At 72.7% G+C, this 16485-nt stretch carries 17 protein-coding genes; 8 read left to right on the top strand and 9 right to left on the bottom strand.

Annotated elements, in window-relative coordinates; all coding sequences use genetic code 11:
- Positions 1-144 precede the first annotated feature (144 nt).
- The 3 genes from ACFVTF_RS32810 to ACFVTF_RS32800 form a co-directional block, all read right to left on the bottom strand.
- Positions 145-672, bottom strand: a complete 528-nt coding sequence (locus tag ACFVTF_RS32810; RefSeq protein ID WP_371519520.1) for a histidine phosphatase family protein — start codon at positions 670-672, stop codon at positions 145-147.
- A 158-nt stretch (positions 673-830) separates the two neighbouring features.
- Positions 831-953, bottom strand: coding sequence for an SGM_5486 family transporter-associated protein (locus tag ACFVTF_RS32805; RefSeq protein ID WP_279634939.1), 123 nt, complete (start codon positions 951-953; stop codon positions 831-833).
- Positions 954-1020: 67 nt separating this feature from the next.
- Positions 1021-2307 carry a CynX/NimT family MFS transporter gene (locus ACFVTF_RS32800; RefSeq protein ID WP_371519517.1) on the bottom strand — a complete coding sequence of 429 codons (1287 nt, stop codon included), beginning with the start codon at positions 2305-2307 and terminating at the stop codon, positions 1021-1023.
- Between the two features lie 135 nt (positions 2308-2442).
- Here ACFVTF_RS32800 and ACFVTF_RS32795 point away from each other — a divergent pair, with 135 nt between their 5' ends.
- Complete coding sequence (locus ACFVTF_RS32795) at positions 2443-3117, top strand: FadR/GntR family transcriptional regulator (protein WP_371519514.1); 675 nt, start codon at positions 2443-2445, stop codon at positions 3115-3117.
- Positions 3118-3205: 88 nt separating this feature from the next.
- On the opposite strand, the gene fabI is transcribed toward ACFVTF_RS32795, so the two are convergent.
- Both fabI and fabG read right to left on the bottom strand, forming a co-directional pair.
- Positions 3206-3973 carry an enoyl-ACP reductase FabI gene (fabI, locus tag ACFVTF_RS32790; protein WP_371519511.1) on the bottom strand — a complete coding sequence of 256 codons (768 nt, stop codon included), beginning with the start codon at positions 3971-3973 and terminating at the stop codon, positions 3206-3208.
- A gap of 2 nt (positions 3974-3975) precedes the next feature.
- The gene (gene fabG, locus ACFVTF_RS32785; protein ID WP_350887665.1) at positions 3976-4695 is read right to left on the bottom strand and encodes a 3-oxoacyl-[acyl-carrier-protein] reductase; all 720 of its coding nucleotides are present in this window, start codon (positions 4693-4695) and stop codon (positions 3976-3978) included.
- A 314-nt stretch (positions 4696-5009) separates the two neighbouring features.
- On the opposite strand from fabG, the gene ACFVTF_RS32780 reads away from it, so the two are divergent.
- From ACFVTF_RS32780 to ACFVTF_RS32755, 6 genes are all read left to right on the top strand, one after another.
- Positions 5010-6155, top strand: coding sequence for an MBL fold metallo-hydrolase (locus ACFVTF_RS32780; protein ID WP_371519508.1), 1146 nt, complete (start codon positions 5010-5012; stop codon positions 6153-6155).
- 127 nt (positions 6156-6282) lie between these two features.
- The gene (locus ACFVTF_RS32775) at positions 6283-7884 is read left to right on the top strand and encodes a TldD/PmbA family protein (protein WP_387817762.1); all 1602 of its coding nucleotides are present in this window, start codon (positions 6283-6285) and stop codon (positions 7882-7884) included.
- A complete protein-coding gene (locus ACFVTF_RS32770; RefSeq protein ID WP_387817761.1) occupies positions 7884-9281 on the top strand; it encodes a metallopeptidase TldD-related protein in 1398 nt (465 codons plus the stop codon). Before ACFVTF_RS32775 ends, ACFVTF_RS32770 begins: the two co-directional genes overlap by 1 nt.
- Before the next feature lie 32 nt (positions 9282-9313).
- Positions 9314-9862, top strand: a complete 549-nt coding sequence (locus ACFVTF_RS32765) for an RNA 2'-phosphotransferase (RefSeq protein WP_371522871.1) — start codon at positions 9314-9316, stop codon at positions 9860-9862.
- 183 nt (positions 9863-10045) lie between these two features.
- A complete protein-coding gene (locus tag ACFVTF_RS32760) occupies positions 10046-10438 on the top strand; it encodes a DUF3099 domain-containing protein (RefSeq protein ID WP_363618529.1) in 393 nt (130 codons plus the stop codon).
- 277 nt (positions 10439-10715) lie between these two features.
- Positions 10716-10943: a hypothetical protein gene (locus tag ACFVTF_RS32755; protein ID WP_387817760.1), complete on the top strand. Its 228-nt coding sequence runs from the start codon at positions 10716-10718 to the stop codon at positions 10941-10943.
- 21 nt (positions 10944-10964) lie between these two features.
- Here the strand turns inward: ACFVTF_RS32755 and moaA are convergent, their stop codons facing one another.
- From moaA to ACFVTF_RS32735, 4 genes are all read right to left on the bottom strand, one after another.
- On the bottom strand, positions 10965-11954 hold the full coding sequence (gene moaA, locus ACFVTF_RS32750; RefSeq protein ID WP_371519497.1) for a GTP 3',8-cyclase MoaA: 990 nt from the start codon (positions 11952-11954) through the stop codon (positions 10965-10967).
- 92 nt (positions 11955-12046) lie between these two features.
- Positions 12047-13657 carry a cation acetate symporter gene (locus ACFVTF_RS32745; protein WP_371519495.1) on the bottom strand — a complete coding sequence of 537 codons (1611 nt, stop codon included), beginning with the start codon at positions 13655-13657 and terminating at the stop codon, positions 12047-12049.
- Positions 13654-14010 (bottom strand): DUF485 domain-containing protein, encoded by a 357-nt coding sequence (locus tag ACFVTF_RS32740; protein WP_063349620.1) that lies wholly within the window; start codon positions 14008-14010, stop codon positions 13654-13656. Before ACFVTF_RS32740 ends, ACFVTF_RS32745 begins: the two co-directional genes overlap by 4 nt.
- Positions 14011-14271: 261 nt before the next feature.
- The gene (locus ACFVTF_RS32735) at positions 14272-15315 is read right to left on the bottom strand and encodes a zinc-dependent alcohol dehydrogenase family protein (RefSeq protein WP_363580647.1); all 1044 of its coding nucleotides are present in this window, start codon (positions 15313-15315) and stop codon (positions 14272-14274) included.
- A gap of 158 nt (positions 15316-15473) precedes the next feature.
- Here ACFVTF_RS32735 and ACFVTF_RS32730 point away from each other — a divergent pair, with 158 nt between their 5' ends.
- Entirely contained in the window at positions 15474-16469 is a 996-nt protein-coding gene (locus tag ACFVTF_RS32730; RefSeq protein WP_387817759.1) for a DEDDh family exonuclease, read from the top strand.
- The last annotated feature ends 16 nt before the right edge of the window (positions 16470-16485 follow it).

Below are 16485 nucleotides of genomic sequence, written 5' to 3'. Positions count from 1 at the left end.
GACCTGGTCCGCGCGCCCCTCGTCGTCATCGAAACCCGAAACCCGGAGCCCGAAACCCGAAACCCGGAGCCCGGAGCCCGGAGCCCGGAGCCCCGGAAGTCTGGAGCCCGGAAGCCCGTACCGAACCCGGAGTTCCGGACGGGGTCAGTCCTGCGGCGTGTGGTACGAGACCAGCGCGGCCACGCCCGGCTCGACGCCCTTCCACGAACCGCTGAAGCTGAGCACCGCGATCGCCGCCGTCGGGAAACCGCCGAGCCGCAGCCGCTCCAACGCGTCCCGGTCGCCCGCGTCCCCGGCCAGCACCTGGGTCAGACCCAGCACGCCGGGGTTGTGCCCGACCAGCACCACGTCCGCGTACTCCTCCGGGGTCTCCTGGAGGACGGCGATGATCTCACCGGGGCTGGCCTCGTAGATCCGCTCCTCGTACACGGTCTTGCGGGCCCGCTTCGGCAGCTCGTGCGCCGCCAGCTTCCACGTCTCGCGGGTGCGCAGCGCGGTGGAGCAGAGCACGTACTCGGGGTTGATGCCGGAGTCGACCAGCCAGCGGCCGGCGTCCGGGGCCTGGTGACGGCCCCGGTCGGCCAACGGCCGCTCATGGTCGTCCACGCCGTTGGGCCAGTCGGCCTTGGCATGGCGGAGAACGATGATCCTGCGGGACGTGTCGGCGCTCATACCCAGCAAGCTTGGCAGAAAAGCCGCTCCGGGGCGCGGTGCTCCCGGATGCCGCCACTCGCAGGGGTGGCGGGTGTCATCATCCGCCGTTCGTCCGGCCTTCCGATAAACGGGGGCGGCCGGTGAACGGCGATGCTACGCGGGGGGGAGGGACCGGATCAGCCTATGGCGGCGGCGACGGAGGCGATGATCGCCACCAGCACCACGATGCCGGCGATCGCCAGGGCGATCTGGCCGAGCTGCTTGCGGCCGTCGGTCGGGTTGGGATCGAGAACGGGCATGTCCGGGATTCTTCCACCCCGAACACGCCCGTCGGTCACCGACCCCTCGGGGTTGGCCGTCCCTTGGTCAGGCCTTGACCTGCGCCACGGGGTGGACCGCCTCGTCCTCGATGTGCCGGGCCATCGCGGCCCGCAGGCCGAACAGCATCTGCGGCACCAGCAGCAGCGCCAGGAAGCCCAGCGGGCCGTACCACTCGCCGGTCATCTGGTAGATCCGGCCGATCAGGATCGGGCCGGGGATGGAGATCAGGTAGCCGACGCCCTGGGCGAAGGCGGAGAGCTGGGCGACCCCGCCGGCGGTGCGGGCGCGCAGCCCGATCATCGTCAGCACCAGCGGGAAGGCGCAGTTGGACAGGCCCACCAGGACCGCCCAGAGCCACGACGCACCGGCCGGAGCCAGCGCCAGCCCGGCGTACCCGGCGATGCCGCAGGCGGCCAGCACGACGACGAACAGCCGCTGGTCGCCGCGGCGGGCGGCCAGGTTGGGCAGCACGAAGGAGACCGGCACGCCGATCACCATGGTCACCGCGAGCAGCACCCCGGAGGTGCCCTTGTCGACGCCGGCGTCCTGGAAGATCTTCGGCAGCCAGCCCATCACCACGTAGGCGCCGGTGGCCTGGAGGCCGAAGAAGCAGGCCATCGCCCAGGCCGTCCGGCTGCGGGTGATCGGCAGCTTGGCGGCGGCCGCCCCGCCCGCGCGCTCGCCGCGCTCGCGCTTGGTCAGCAGCACCGGGAGCCAGAGCAGCAGGGCCAGCGCGGCGAGACCGGCCCAGACGCCCAGGCCGTAGCGCCAGTCGCCGCCGAGCGCGCTGGTCATCGGCACGGTGACGGCGGCGGCCAGCGCGGTGCCGGCCGACAGCGCCATCGAGTACAGGCCGATCATCGGACCGACCTTGTCCGGGAAGTAGCGCTTGATCACCACCGGGATCAGCACGTTGGAGACCGCCACACCGGCCAGCGCGAGCGCCGTCAGCAGCAGGAACACCGCGGTGCCGCCGGCGAAGGAGCGGGAGAGCACGCCCAGGGTGATCGCGCCCATGCCGGCGGTGATCACGGCGATCGGGCCGATCCGCCGGGCCATCGAGGGCGCGGCGAAGCCGAACAGGCCGAAGCAGAGCGACGGGACGGCGGTGAGCAGCCCGGCGAGCGTCGGGTTCATCCCGAGGTCGGCGCGGACCTGGTCGAGCAGCGGCCCGAGGCTGGTGACAACGGGGCGCAGGTTGAAGGCGGCGGCGGCGATCGCGACGGCGAACAGCCAGCCCAGGTACTTGCCGGAGGAGGGCGTGGAGGGCCGCTCGGTCTGCGGCCGGGCCTCGGTTCGTGGGGAGGCGGTGGTGTCTGCTGCGGGAGGCATGGGCACCATCATAGAATGATGGGATGAATCGGCGCACCTTCGAATTGGCATGATGTGCCGACCCGCTCCCCCACCGGACGCCGGCCCTCCCACCCGCCGGCCCCGTCCATCGAACCGTAGCCGCAAGGAGTACCCGTGGCGCTGTCCTCGCCGAGGCGCACCCCGCTGTCCGACCAGGTGATCGCGCAGCTGCGCGCCCAGATCACCTCCGGGGAGTGGCCCGTCGGCTCACGCATCCCCACCGAGGCCGCACTCGTCGAACAGCTCGGCGTCGCCCGCAACACCGTCCGCGAGGCCGTCCGCGCCCTCGCCCACAACGGGCTGCTCGACATCCGCCAGGGCTCCGGCACGTACGTGCTCGCCACCAGCGAGCTGGCCGGGGTCATGCACCGTCGCTTCGCCGACGCCGACCAGGCGCAGGTCGCCGAGCTGCGGGCCGCCCTGGAGACCTCCGCGGCCGGCCTCGCCGCGGCCCGCCGCACCGACCGCGACCTCGGCCTGCTGGACGCCGCGCTGGGCCGCCGCGAGAGCGCCTGGCACTCCGGCGACGCCGAGGACTTCATCCAGGCCGACGCCGCGTTCCACCAGGCCGTCGTCGCCGCCGCCCACAACGACGTGCTGGCCGCCGTCTACGCCGACCTCGGCGAGGTCACCCGCGCCCACCTGCGGCACGACGTCGGCCCCGAGCTGGTCGCCGAGCGCTACATCGGCCACGCCACCATCCTCGACGCCATCCGGGCCGGCGACGCCCAGCGCGCCTCCGTCGAGGCGGGCCGCGCCATCGGCGCGTGCACCCCCGCCGACGCCTGAGGCGCCCCGGAAAGCCCCGGAACGTCCTGGAACGCCGCTGCCCGGCACCCCCACGAGGGGCGCCGGGCAGCGGTGTGCGGCGGAGCGGTCAGGCGCCGATGGCGTGCAGACCGCCGTCGACGTGGATGATCTCGCCGGTGGTCTTCGGGAACCAGTCCGACAGCAGCGCGACGATGCCGCGGCCGGCCGGCTCCGGGTCGGTCAGGTCCCACTTCAGCGGGGAGCGGTGGTTCCAGGTGTCCGCCAGGTCGCCGAAGCCCGGGATGGACTTGGCGGCCATCGAGCCGAGCGGGCCGGCCGAGATCAGGTTGCAGCGGATGTCCCGCTCGCCCAGGTAGCGCGCCAGGTAGCGGTTGGTCGACTCCAGGGCGGCCTTGGCCGGGCCCATCCAGTCGTACTGCGGCCAGGCGAACTGCGCGTCGAAGGTGAGGCCGACGACCGAGCCGCCGTCCTGCATCAGCGGCAGCAGCGCCATGGTCAGCGACTTCAGCGAGAAGGCCGAGACGTTCATCGCGGTGGCCACGGACTCCCAGGGGGTGTCCAGGAAGTTTCCGCCCAGGGCGTCCTGCGGGGCGAAGCCGATCGAGTGGACGATGCCGTCCAGGGTCGGCAGGTGCTCGCGGACCGTGTCGGCGATGCCCGCCAGCTCCTCCGCGCTGGAGACGTCCAGCGGCAGCACGGTGACCGGCTTCGGCAGCTTCTTCGCGATCCGCTCGGTCAGGCTCGGGCGCGGGAACGCGGTGAGGATGATCTCCGCACCCTGCTCCTGGGCGAGCTTGGCGGCGTGGAAGGCGATGGAGGACTCCATCAGCACACCCGTGATCAGGATGCGCTTGCCCTCGAGGATTCCAGTCATGCTCAGTGACCCATGCCCAATCCGCCGTCCACGGGAATGACGGCTCCGGTGATGTACGCGGCCTCGTCCGAACCGAGGAACCGCACGGTGGACGCGACCTCGGCGGGCGACGCGTAGCGGCCCAGCGGCACGCCCGAGACGATCTCCGCGCGGCGCTCGTCGCTGAGCACAGCGGTCATGTCGGTGTCGACGAAGCCGGGGGCGACCACGTTGACGGTGATGTTGCGCGGGCCCAGCTCACGCGCCAGCGACCGGGCGAAGCCGACCAGGCCCGCCTTGGACGCGGCGTAGTTCGACTGGCCCGGCGAACCGGACAGGCCCACCACGGACGAGATCAGCACGACACGGCCCTTGCGGGCCCGCATCATCAGCTTCGAGGCGCGCTTGACCACCCGGAAGGCACCGGTCAGGTTGGTGTCCAGGACGGAGGTGAAGTCCTCCTCGGACATGCGCAGCAGCAGGGTGTCGTTGGTGATGCCCGCGTTGGCGACCAGCACCTGGACCGCGCCGTGCTTCTCCTCGATCTCGGTGAAGGCGGCGTCGACCTGCGCGGCGTCCGTGATGTCGCAGCGCACCGCGAGAACGTCGTACTTCTCCAGGGCCTCGGGCACCTCGCCCGAGCGGCTGGTGATGGCGACCTTGTCACCCGCCTCGGCGAAGGCCTGGGCGATCGCGAGGCCGATGCCCCGGTTTCCTCCGGTGACGAGAACCGAGCGGCTCAACGATCCACCTCTCTCCGTGTGTGCGGACGTACGTCGGAACGCGTACGCAGTGTGACGCTATCGGGCGGTCGGCGGTGTCGGCGCATCGGGCTCCCACAGCGCCGCACCGGAGGAACTGTCGCAATCCGACAATCCGTACCCGCAGCGCCCCGCACCTGCTCAGCCGCCCCGACCGAACCGCCGCCGGAGCCGAGCCGACGCCGCCGTACGGGAACAACACGGCCCCGCGCACCCGTTGCCCCCGTGGTGTGGGCCGACCCGGGACCGGCCGTACCGATCCCCGAAGGGTCCCGCGAGGAACGAAGGCAGGGCGCATGACCAAGGCACGGCCCAGGAGCACCCACCGAAACGGACGGCTGCTGGCCCTGACCGCCCTCGCGGCCGGCCTGGGAGCGGCCGCCTGGTCGCTGCGCGACCTGCCGGCGGCGTTCGGCCGGCGGCCGGACGGCGAGCACGAGGAGCGGGTGCGCGACTCGCCGCAGTACCGCGACGGCGTCTTCCACAACGCCCCCTCCACCCTGGCCCGGGCCACCACCGCCCCGGACATCGACCGCGGCACCGTCCGCCGGATGCTGTTCGACCGCGAGGGCCGCGTCCCCGCCCACCCCGTGCCCACCGTCCGCCCCGCCGGCGGCCCCGGCCCGGCCGCCGAGGGCGTGGCGATCACCTGGTACGGGCACGCCTCCGCGCTGGTGGAGATCGAGGGCTCCCGGGTGCTGCTCGACCCGATCTGGAGCGAGCGCTGCTCCCCCGCCGCGCACGTCGGTCCCAAGCGGCTGCACCCGGTGCCGGTGGAACTGGAGGAGCTGCCGCAGGTCGACGCCGTGCTGATCTCGCACGACCACTACGACCACCTGGACATGGCGACGGTCAAGCGCCTGGTGCGCAGCCAGTCCGCGCCGTTCGCGGTGCCGCTCGGCATCGGCGGCCACCTGCGCCGCTGGGGCGTCCCGGAGCACCGCATCATCGAGCTGGACTGGGACGAGACCTGCACCCTCGGCGACCTGGTGCTCACCCTCACCTCGGCGCACCACTTCTCCGGCCGCGGCCTGACCCGCAACACCACCCTGTGGGGCTCCTGGGTGATCGCCGGCCCCGACCGCAAGGTCTTCTACACCGGTGACTCCGGCTACTTCGAGGGCTACGCCCGGATCGGCGACCGGCACGGCCCCTTCGACGCCGCGCTGGTGCAGATCGGCGCCTACGACGCCGCCTGGGCCGACATCCACATGACCCCCGAGGACGCCGTGCGCGCCCACCGCGACCTCCAGGCGGGCCTGCTGGTGCCGGTGCACTGGTGCACCTTCAACCTGGGCCTGCACCCGTGGGCCGAGCCGATCGAGCGACTGCTGGTCGAGGCCAAGGCGCAGGCCGTCCCGCTGGCCGTGCCGCGCCCCGGCGAGCGGGTCGACGTGGACAACCCGCCGGAGCTGGACGGCTGGTGGGAGATCGTCGGCTGACCGACCGGCCACCACGGCGGCGCACCGGCCGAAATGCGCTGGCCGAAACCCCCTGGACCGGCCATGATGCGGTGCGGGCGCCCCTGTGCGGCGCCGCACCGCCACCCTCCGCGACCAGGGAGCACGATTGCCTCCGATCCCTCCGGCCGACAGCGTCGGCGCCCCGCACGGGCGCGCCGTCGACCCGCTGTTCCTCGCCTTCCCGCTGCGCACCCTCGCCGACGCCGCCCTCACCCGGGCGCGCGAACTCGGCGCCGCCCACGCCGACTTCCGTCTGGAGCGGGTCCGCAGCGCCTCCTGGCGGCTGCGCGACGCCCGCCCGGCCGGCACCTCCGACAGCGTGCAACTCGGCTTCGCCGTCCGGGTCCTGCTGGACGGCGCCTGGGGCTTCGCCGCCGGGGTGGACCTCACCACCGACGCGGCGGCGCGGGTCGCCGAGCAGGCCGTCGCGGTGGCCCGGCTGTCCGGCGGGATCAGCCGGGCCGCCGGCTCCGCCGAGCGGGTCGAGCTGGCCGACGAGCCGGTGTACCGGGACGCCACCTGGGTCTCCTCGTACGAGGTGAACCCCTTCGAGGTGCCGGACGCGGAGAAGACCGCGCTGCTCGCCGAGTGGAGTTCGCGGCTGCTGGCCGCCGAGGGCGTCTCGCACGTCCAGGCGAGCCTGCTGACCGTCCAGGAGAACAAGTTCTACGCGGACACCGCGGGCACCGTCACCACCCAGCAGCGGATCCGGCTGCACCCCACGCTGGAGGCCACCTCGGTGGACGAGCGCACCGGGGCCTTCGACTCGATGCGCACGCTGGCCCCGCCGGTCGGGCGCGGCTTCGAGTACCTCACGGGGGGCCGGGGGGCGGCCACCGACGGCCGGGGCCCGGCCGCAACGGGCTGGGACTGGGACGCCGAACTCGCCGAACTGCCCACCCTGCTGGCCGAGAAGATGAAGGCGCCGAGCGTCCGGGCCGGCCGCTACGACCTGGTCATCGACCCGTCCAACCTCTGGCTGACCATCCACGAGTCGATCGGCCACGCCACCGAGCTGGACCGCGCCCTCGGCTACGAGGCCGCCTACGCCGGCACCTCCTTCGCCACCTTCGACCGGCTCGGCTCGCTCAGGTACGGCTCCGAGCTGATGCACGTCACCGGCGACCGCACCGCCGAGCACGGCCTGTCCACGATCGGCTACGACGACGAGGGCGTCGCCACCCAGTCCTGGGACCTGGTCAAGGACGGCACCCTGGTCGGCTACCAACTCGACCGCGGCATGGCCAAGCTGAAGGGCTTCGAGCGCTCCAACGGCTGCGCCTTCGCGGACTCCCCGGCGCACGTGCCGGTGCAGCGGATGGCCAACGTCTCGCTCCAGCCCGCCGCCGACGGCCCGGACACCGAGGGCCTGTTCGCCGGGGTGGAGAACGGCCTGTACATCGTCGGCGACCGCTCCTGGTCGATCGACATGCAGCGCTACAACTTCCAGTTCACCGGCCAGCGCGCCTACGCCATCAGGAACGGCGAACTCGCCGGCCAGGTCAAGGACTTCGCCTACCAGGCGACCACCACCGACTTCTGGGGCTCGATGACGGCGGTCGGCGGCCCGCAGACCTACGTCCTCGGCGGCGCCTTCAACTGCGGCAAAGCGCAGCCCGGCCAGATCGCGGCGGTCAGCCACGGCTGCCCGTCGGCGCTGTTCCGCAACGTCAACGTGCTCAACACCCAGCAGGAGGCGGGTCACTGATGACCGCGATGCAGCCCCACGAACTGGTCGAGCTGGCACTCGGCCTCGCCCGCGCCGACGGCTGCGTGGTGATCGCCGACGAGGAGTCCACCGCCAACCTGCGCTGGGCCGGCAACTCGCTGACCACCAACGGCGTCACCCGCGGCCGCCGCCTCACCGTGATCGCCACCGTGGCCGGGGCCGAGGGCACCGCCTCCGGCGTGGTCTCCCGCGAGGCCGTCGCCCCGGACGAGGTGGAGGGCCTGGTCCGCGCCGCCGAGGAGGCCGCCCGCGCGGCCGGCCCGGCCGAGGACGCCCAGCCGCTGGTGGCCGACCGGCCGTCCTCCCCGGACTTCACCCGGCCGCCCGCCGAGACCTCGATCGCGGTGTTCGACGCCTTCGGCCCGGCCCTCGGCGAGGCCTTCGCCCGGGCCGCCGCGCAGGGCGAACTGCTGTACGGCTTCGCCCGGCACGAGGTGGTCAGCAGCTACCTGGGCACCTCCACCGGCCTGCGGCTGCGCCACGACCAGCCGACCGGCATGGTCGAGATCAACGCCAAGACCGCCGACCTGTCCGGCTCCGCCTGGGCCGGCGCCGCCACCCGGGACTTCTCCGACGTGGACGTCACCGCCCTGCACACCGAGCTGACCAAGCGCCTCGGCTGGGGCGCCCGCAAGGTGGACCTGCCCGCCGGCCGGTACGAGACGCTGCTGCCGCCGTCGGCCGTCGCCGACCTGATGCTCTGCCTCGCCTGGTCCGCCGTCGGCCGCGACGCCCACGAGGGCCGCACCGTCTTCTCCAAGCCCGGCGGCGGCACCCGGATCGGCGACAAGCTCGCCGGGCTGCCGCTGACGCTGCGCACGGACCCGGCCGAACCCGGCCTGGAGTCGGTGCCGTTCGTCCTCGCGCACTCGACCGGCGGGGACGTCTCGGTCTTCGACAACGGCCTGCCGATCGACGCCACCGAGTGGATCCGCGAGGGCGTGCTGACCGACCTGGTCACCAGCCGCCACTCCGCCGGACTCACCGGCCTGCCGCTGCGCCCGTTCGGCGACAACCTGGTGCTGGAGACGGCCGGCCAGGACGCCGCGCCGACCCTGGACGAGATGATCGCCCGCACCGAGCGCGGCCTGCTGCTCACCTGCCTCTGGTACATCCGCGAGGTGGACCCGGCGACGATGCTGCTCACCGGCCTGACCAGGGACGGCGTCTACCTGGTCGAGAACGGCGAGGTCGTCGGCGCGGTCAACAACTTCCGGTTCAACGAGTCCCCGGTGGACCTGCTGGACCGGATCACCGAGGCGGGCCGCACCGAGCGCTGCCTGCCCCGCGAGTGGAGCGACTACTTCACCCGCACCGCGATGCCACCCGTGCGTGTCGCGGACTTCAACATGAGTTCGGTCAGCCAGGCCTCATAGCCACTGACCAACGGGGGGATACGAGAGACATGATGGACGAGAAGCGGCTGGTCAAGACGAGCAAGATGCTGTCGCGCATCCTGCGGCACGAACCGGAGCGGGTGGGCGTCACGCTGGACGAGTCCGGCTGGATCCGGATCGACGTGCTCCTCACCGCCCTCGCGGCCGAGGGCAACCGGCTGACCAGGGCCGATCTGGACCACGTGGTGGCGACCAACAACAAGCGCCGCTTCGGCTACTCCGCGGACGGTCTCTCGATCCGCGCCAACCAGGGCCACACGGTGGCGGTCGACCTCGGCCTGGCCGCCACCGTGCCGCCCCCGGTGCTCTACCACGGCACCGCCGACCGCCACCTGGCGTCGATCTTCCGGGAGGGCCTGCGCCCGATGGCCCGGCAGGACGTCCACCTGTCCGCGGACACCGAGACCGCGGTGCGGGTCGGCGCCCGGCACGGCCGCCCGGTGGTGCTCACCGTGAACGCGGCCGCGATGGCGGCGGCCGGCCACGAGTTCCGGATCAGCGACAACGGCGTCTGGCTCACCGACGCCGTCCCGCCGCAGTTCCTCTCCCGGCGGTCGTGAGGCCCCTCTCCCCGCCGTTCCGACTGCCCGTCCCGATCACCCGTCCCGATCGGCCGGACAGTCCCTTCGCACGCCCGACCGGGTGGGTCCGCCCCACCCGGTCTCGTCGTCCCCGCTGCCCAGGCGTACCGTGAGGAGGCCGCGCGGCGAGTCGCGCGGGAGCGTGGACGAGGGCGGTACGACATGGGCAAGAGCGCTGACGGTGGGCAGGTCCACCGGATCACGGGAGCGCGGAGCAGCCTCACCGAGGACGTCCGCGGGCGGCAGCGCCGCTACGTGGTCTCGATGCTGCTCCGGACGGTCTGCGTGCTGCTCGCCGTGGTGCTGTGGGACGTCCAGCGGTGGCTGGCGTTCGCGGCGCTGGCTGGCGCCGTGCTGCTCCCGTACTTCGCCGTCCTGATCGCCAACGCGGGCCGGGAGCGCGCGCCGGGGCTGCCGAGCACCTTCGACATCCCGCTGGACACCCCGCTGATGCTCGGCCCCGGTGGGACGGGCGGGCGGGGTGGGGCGGACGGGGCCCCCGGTACAGGAGGGGCAAAGACCGCTGCCACCGATCCTTCACAGGGCCCGAACTGACCGTCCGATTCGAGACGTTTCGAGAAAATCTGGCTCGAAGAAAGCTCAGAAGAAGCTCAGATTAATCATGCAAGACCTCCCCATCCGAGGCCCCTGGCGTGACATACTGCGTACGCGCTCCGCATCCCCCGTCGGAGCGACGGACCGACGCCGGGCGGCTCCCCCCGTGGCTGCCCGGCGTCGCCATGCCCGGATCCGGGCGGGCTCGCTCCGGGCCGCGCGGAACGCGTGAAACACTGGCGGTGCAGACCACCCGCCTAGTGCTGAGGACGACCCGATGGACACCCCGCAGACGCCGATCTGCTCCGCCAAGGGCTGCCGGGCGGACGCCCGTTGGGTGCTGGTGTGGAACAACCCCAAGCTGCACACCCCGGACCGCCGCAAGACCTGGCTCGCCTGCGACGAGCACCGCGAGCACCTGTCCCAGTTCCTCGGCGTGCGCGGCTTCCTCAAAGAGGTCGTCGCCTTCGCCGACTGGACCCCGGAGACGTCCGAGTCGTCCTGACCTCGCGAGGCCCGCCAGGACCTAGCCGCCGATCGCCGACATCGGCCGCTCGGGCTGGTGGAACTCCGGGTCGTCGATCCCGGCCCCGGCCTTCTTGCCCCACATCGCCGCCCGCCACAGCGCGCCCAGCTCGGCGTCGTCCGCGCCCGAGCGCAGGGCGGCGCGCAGGTCCGTCTCCCCGGTCGCGAACAGGCAGTTGCGCACCTGCCCGTCGGCGGTCAGCCGGGTCCGGTCGCAGGCCCGGCAGAACGGGCGGGTGACGGAGGCGATCACGCCGACCCGGGCCGGGCCGCCGTCCACCAGCCAGCGTTCGGCGGGCGCCGCGCCCCGGCGGGCGGACGGCTCCGGGGTGAGCGCGAACCGCGCGCCGAGCAGGTCGAGGATCTCCTCGGCGGTGACCATCGCGGAGCGGTCCCAGCCGTGCTGGGCGTCCAGCGGCATCTGCTCGATGAAGCGCAGCTCGTAGCCGTGCTCCAGGCACCAGGCCAGCAGGTCGGCAGCCTCGTGGTCGTTGACCCCGCGCATCAGCACCGCGTTCAGCTTGACCGGCGTCAGCCCGGCGGCCTCGGCGGCGGCCAGCCCGGCCAGCACGTCCTGGTGGCGGTGGCGGCGGGTGAGGGTGTGGAAGACCTCGGGGTCGAGGGTGTCCAGCGAGACGTTGACCCGGTCGAGCCCGGCCTCGCGCAGCGCCGTCGCGGTGCGGGCCAGCCCGATGCCGTTGGTGGTGAGGGACAGCTCGGGGCGCGGCTCCAGCTCCGAGCAGGCGGCGACGATGGCGACCAGGCCGGGGCGCAGCAGCGGCTCGCCGCCGGTGAAGCGGACCTCCCGGACGCCCAGGTCGCGCACCGCGAGGGTGACCAGCCGGACGATCTCCTCGTCGGTCAGCAACTCCGGCTTGGCCAGCCAGCTCAGGCCCTCTTCCGGCATGCAGTAGGTGCAGCGGAGGTTGCACCGGTCGGTCAGGGATACCCGCAGGTCGACGGCCTGGCGTCCGAAAGTGTCGAGCAGCACGTGCGTCCCTTCCCGAGAATGCGGCCGGCCCGGCCACCGTCACGGCGGGCCGGGCCAGCATAGTCATCGCCGGTCGGTCGGTGGGCGCCCGGTCAGTGGGCGCCCAGCCCGGTCAGCGCCCGGACCTCCAGTTCAGCGTACTTCGCCGGGTCGGGCCGGTCCTTGGACAGCAGGGTGGCGATCCACCCGGCCAGGAAGCCGATCGGGATGGAGACCAGCCCGGGGTTCTCCAGCGGGAACCAGTGGAAGTCGGTGTCCGGGAACAGCGAGGTCTTCGCGCCGGAGACCACCGGGGAGAAGACCACCAGCACGACCGAGCTGATCAGACCGGCGTAGACCGAGCTGACCGCGCCGGAGGTGGTGAAGCGCTTCCAGAACAGCGAGTAGAGCAGGGTGGGCAGGTTCGCCGAGGCGGCCACCGCGAAGGCCAGGGCGACCAGGGCGGCGGTGTTGAGCTTGCCCGCGAAGAGGCTGAGCACGATGGCCACCGCGCCGATCGCGACGGCGGCCCACTTCGCCGAGAGCACCTCCTGCTTCTCGGTGGCCTTGCCGCGCCGGATCACGTTGGCGTACAGGTCGTGCGCGAAGGAGGCGGAGGACGCCAGGGTGAGTCCGGCGACCACGGCCAGGATGGTGGCGAAGGCGACGGCGGAGATCACCGCGAGCAGGATCGCGCCGCCGGTGGTGCCGGGGCCTCCGCCGAGCACCTCGGCCAGCTGCGGGGCCGCCGTGTTGCCGGAGGCGTTGGCCGCCTTGATCGCCTTGGGACCGACCAGCGCCGCCGCGCCGAAGCCGAGCGCCAGGGTCATCAGGTAGAAGACGCCGATGATGCCGATCGCCCAGAGCACCGACTTCCGGGCCGCCTTGGCGGTGGGCACGGTGTAGAAGCGGACCAGGATGTGCGGCAGGCCGGCGGTGCCGAGCACCAGCGCGATCCCGAGGCTGATGAAGTCGAGTTTGCTGGTGTCGCTGGCCCCGTACTTCAGCCCCGGTTCGAGGAAGGCCGCACCCTTGCCGCTCGCGCTGGCGGCGGCGCCGAGCAGTTCCGAGGGGTTGAAGTGGTACTTGGCGAGCACCAGGACGGTCATCAGCGCGGTGCCGGCGATCAGCAGCACGGCCTTGACGATCTGCACCCAGGTGGTGCCCTTCATGCCCCCTATCACCACGTAGACGACCATCAGCGCGCCGACCGCGACGATGGTCCAGCGCTTGGCGGCGTCCCCGTTGACCCCCAGCAGCAGGGCGACCAGCGTCCCGGCGCCGACCATCTGGGCGAGCAGGTAGAAGATCGACACCACGATGGTGGAGACGCCCGCCGCGGTGCGCACCGGGCGCTGGCGCATCCGGAACGCGAGGACGTCCGCCATGGTGAAGCGGCCGGAGTTGCGCAGCGGTTCGGCGATCAGCAGCAGCGCGACCAGCCAGGCGACCAGGAAGCCGATCGAGTAGAGGAAGCCGTCGTAGCCGGAGAGCGCGATGGCGCCGGCGATGCCGAGGAAGGACGCGGCGGACATGTAGTCGCCGGAGATGGCCAGGCCGTTCTGGAATCCGGTGAAGCCGCGGCCGCCGGCGTAGAAGTCGGCCGCGTCCTTGGTCTGCCGCCCGGCCCAGACGGTGATCGCGAGGGTGGCCAGCACGAACAGCCCGAAGAGGGTCATCGTGATGCCGCGGTGCTCCGTGGCGGAGCTGGCGAGCAGGCTCATTCGGCGGACTCCCGGGGAGCGTGGACGACGGCGCCGTGGGCCTCGCGGATCGCGGCGGCGGTCGGGTCGATCCGCCGGTCGGCGTAGCGGGCGTACCAGGCGGCGATGGCGAAGGTGGTGACGAACTGCAGCAGCCCCAGCACCAGGGCCACGTTGATGTGCCCGACGACCTTGGCGCCCATCAGGCCGGGCGCGTAGCAGGAGAGCAGCACGTAGAGCAGGTACCAGAGCACGAAGCCGATGGTGACCGGGAAGGCGAAGCTCCGGAACGAGCGCCTCAGGGTACGGAACTCCTCGCTCTCATCGATGAGTTGGACTTCCGTAGGGGTAGTGGTGATCGGCGGCGAATCCACTCTGTCTCTCCTCGCTCCTTCGGCGTAGCGGTCGCACACGGGGAACGATCGGACGTGAGGGGCGTCACAATCCGTGTGCGCGCCGCGCAATGCTAGGAGCGTCGCGCCCGCCCCGAAAGGGGTTGACCGCGATCAGCCAGTCGTTCACCCTCTCGCACTATCCAATTGGCCGAAAACCACCACTCACGCCACTTCACGACACCGCCGCCACATGCCGAAGGGGCGGCACCGTCCAGCAGTGCCGCCCCTTCTGACGCATCGTCAGAAAGCGATCCGGACCTTCAGCGCCGAGCGGTCGTCCATCGCCCGATACCCGTCCGGGACACCGTCCAGGCCCACCGTGCGGTCGAACACCAGACCCGGCTCGATGGCCCCGGAGAGGACGTCCGGCAGCAGGTCGGGGATGTACGCGCGGGCCGGGGCGACGCCACCGTTGAGCGAAACGTTTCGGCCGAACATCTGACCGATGTCGACGCCCGCGCTGCCGCCGTGCGGAACGCCGACGTAGCCCACCGCGCCGCCGTCCCGGGCGATCGAGACGGCCGTGCGCATCGACTCCTCGGTCCCGACGGCCTCCAGGACGGCGTGCGCGCCCTGGCCGCCGGTCAGCTCCTTCACCGCCTCGATCGCGGCCTCGCCGCGCTCGGCCACCACGTCGGTCGCGCCGAAGCGCCGGGCCAGGTCGGTGCGGGCGGTGTGCCGGCCCAGCGCGATGATGCGGTCCGCGCCCAGCCGGTGCGCCGCCAGCACGCCGCACAGGCCCACCGCGCCGTCGCCGACCACGGCGACCGTCACGCCCGGGCGCACCCGCGCCGACACGGCGGCGTGGTGCCCGGTGGCCATCACGTCGGACAGCGCCAGCAGCCCCGGCAGCAGCTTCTCGTCGCCCGCGGCCTCCTTCGGCAGCTTCACCAGCGTGCCGTCCGCGAACGGCACCCGCACCGCCTCGCCCTGGCCGCCGTCGGAGCCGACCTGGCCCCAGAACCCGCCGTGCGGGCAGGAGGTCTGCAGGCCCTCCCGGCAGAAGTCGCAGCTGCCGTCCGACCAGACGAACGGCGCCACCACCAGGTCGCCCGGCGCGAAGCCGCGCACCTCGGCGCCCGCCTCCTCGACCACGCCCAGGAACTCGTGCCCGATCCGCTGCCCGGCCACCCGCTGGGCCACCCCGCGGTACGCCCACAGGTCGCTGCCGCAGATGCAGGCGTTCACCACCCGCACCACGACGTCCGTCGGGTGCTGGATCACCGGGTCCGGGACCTCTTCGATCCGGATGTCATTGGGGCCGTGGATCACGGTGGCGCGCATGGGAGTTCGTCCTTACGGAGTCGGCCGTCGGAGGGTGTCGACAGCCGGTGGATGGCGTCGACCGGATAGGCGACGCCTATGCGGAATACTCTATTCCGGTCGCTCGGCCGGAACATTTCGACCGGACCCGGGCCCGACGGCGCTTATCCTGTTGGACCATGCAACCGATCCAGCCCGAGACGTACGGCGCGCCGCGGACCGTCCCGGTCCCCGCCCAGCGCACCGCCGCCCCCGCCGAGGGCTTCGCGGTGGTCGACGTCGAGACCACCGGCCTCGGCCGCTCGGACCGCGTCATCTCGGCGGGCGTCTACCAGCTGGACCCGGACGGCGAGGTCACCGACCACTGGTACACCCTGGTCAACCCCCAGCGGGACCCGGGCCCGGTCTGGATCCACGGCCTCACGTCGGAGCTCCTCTCCGGCGCCCCGACCTTCCCGCAGATCGCCGACGAGTTCGCCGACCGGCTGAACGGCCGGGTCCTGGTCGCCCACAACGCGCTCTTCGACTGGAACATGATCTCGCGCGAGTTCTCCCGGGCCGGCCTGCGCGCCCCGGTCGAGCAGCGGATCTGCACCATGGTGCTCTCCCGCGACCTGCGGCTGCCGCTGCCCAACGGCAAGCTGTCCTCGCTCGCCGCCCACTTCGGCGTCCGCCAGCAGCACGCGCACAACGCCCTGGACGACGCCCGGGTGCTCGCCGAGGCGTTCCGCCCCAGCCTGCACCTGGCCCGCCAGGGCGGCGTCCCGCTGCCGGTGCAGGCCTGCGTGGCCGTCACCGACCTCGGCGAGGACGAGCCCGCCACCCCCGGCCGCGCCTCCTGGACCGGCGCCGCCTACCGCCAGGCCAAGAAGCGCCCGCCCTGCCCGTACCCCAACCCCGGGCGCTGGGAGGACGGCAAGCCGCTGGTGCAGGGCATGCGGGTGGCCTTCACCGGCGACACCGCCACCGACCGGGAGCTGCTGGAGGACCGCGCCGCCGAGGCCGGCCTGCACATCGCCACCTCGGTGAGCCGGCTCACCAGCCTGCTGGTCACCAACGAGCCGAACAGCTGGAGCGGCAAGGCCCGCCGGGCCCGCGAGGTCGGCACGCCGGTGGTCGGCGAGGACGCCTTCCTCCAACTGCTCCGCGAAGTCGCCCCGCACCCCGGTGCGTGAGCCGGATGTGAAGTCG

The sequence above is a fragment of the Kitasatospora sp. NPDC057940 genome (genome assembly GCF_042887425.1).
Classification (GTDB): domain Bacteria; phylum Actinomycetota; class Actinomycetes; order Streptomycetales; family Streptomycetaceae; genus Kitasatospora.
This window is presented reverse-complemented; position numbering and strand designations above follow the sequence as displayed.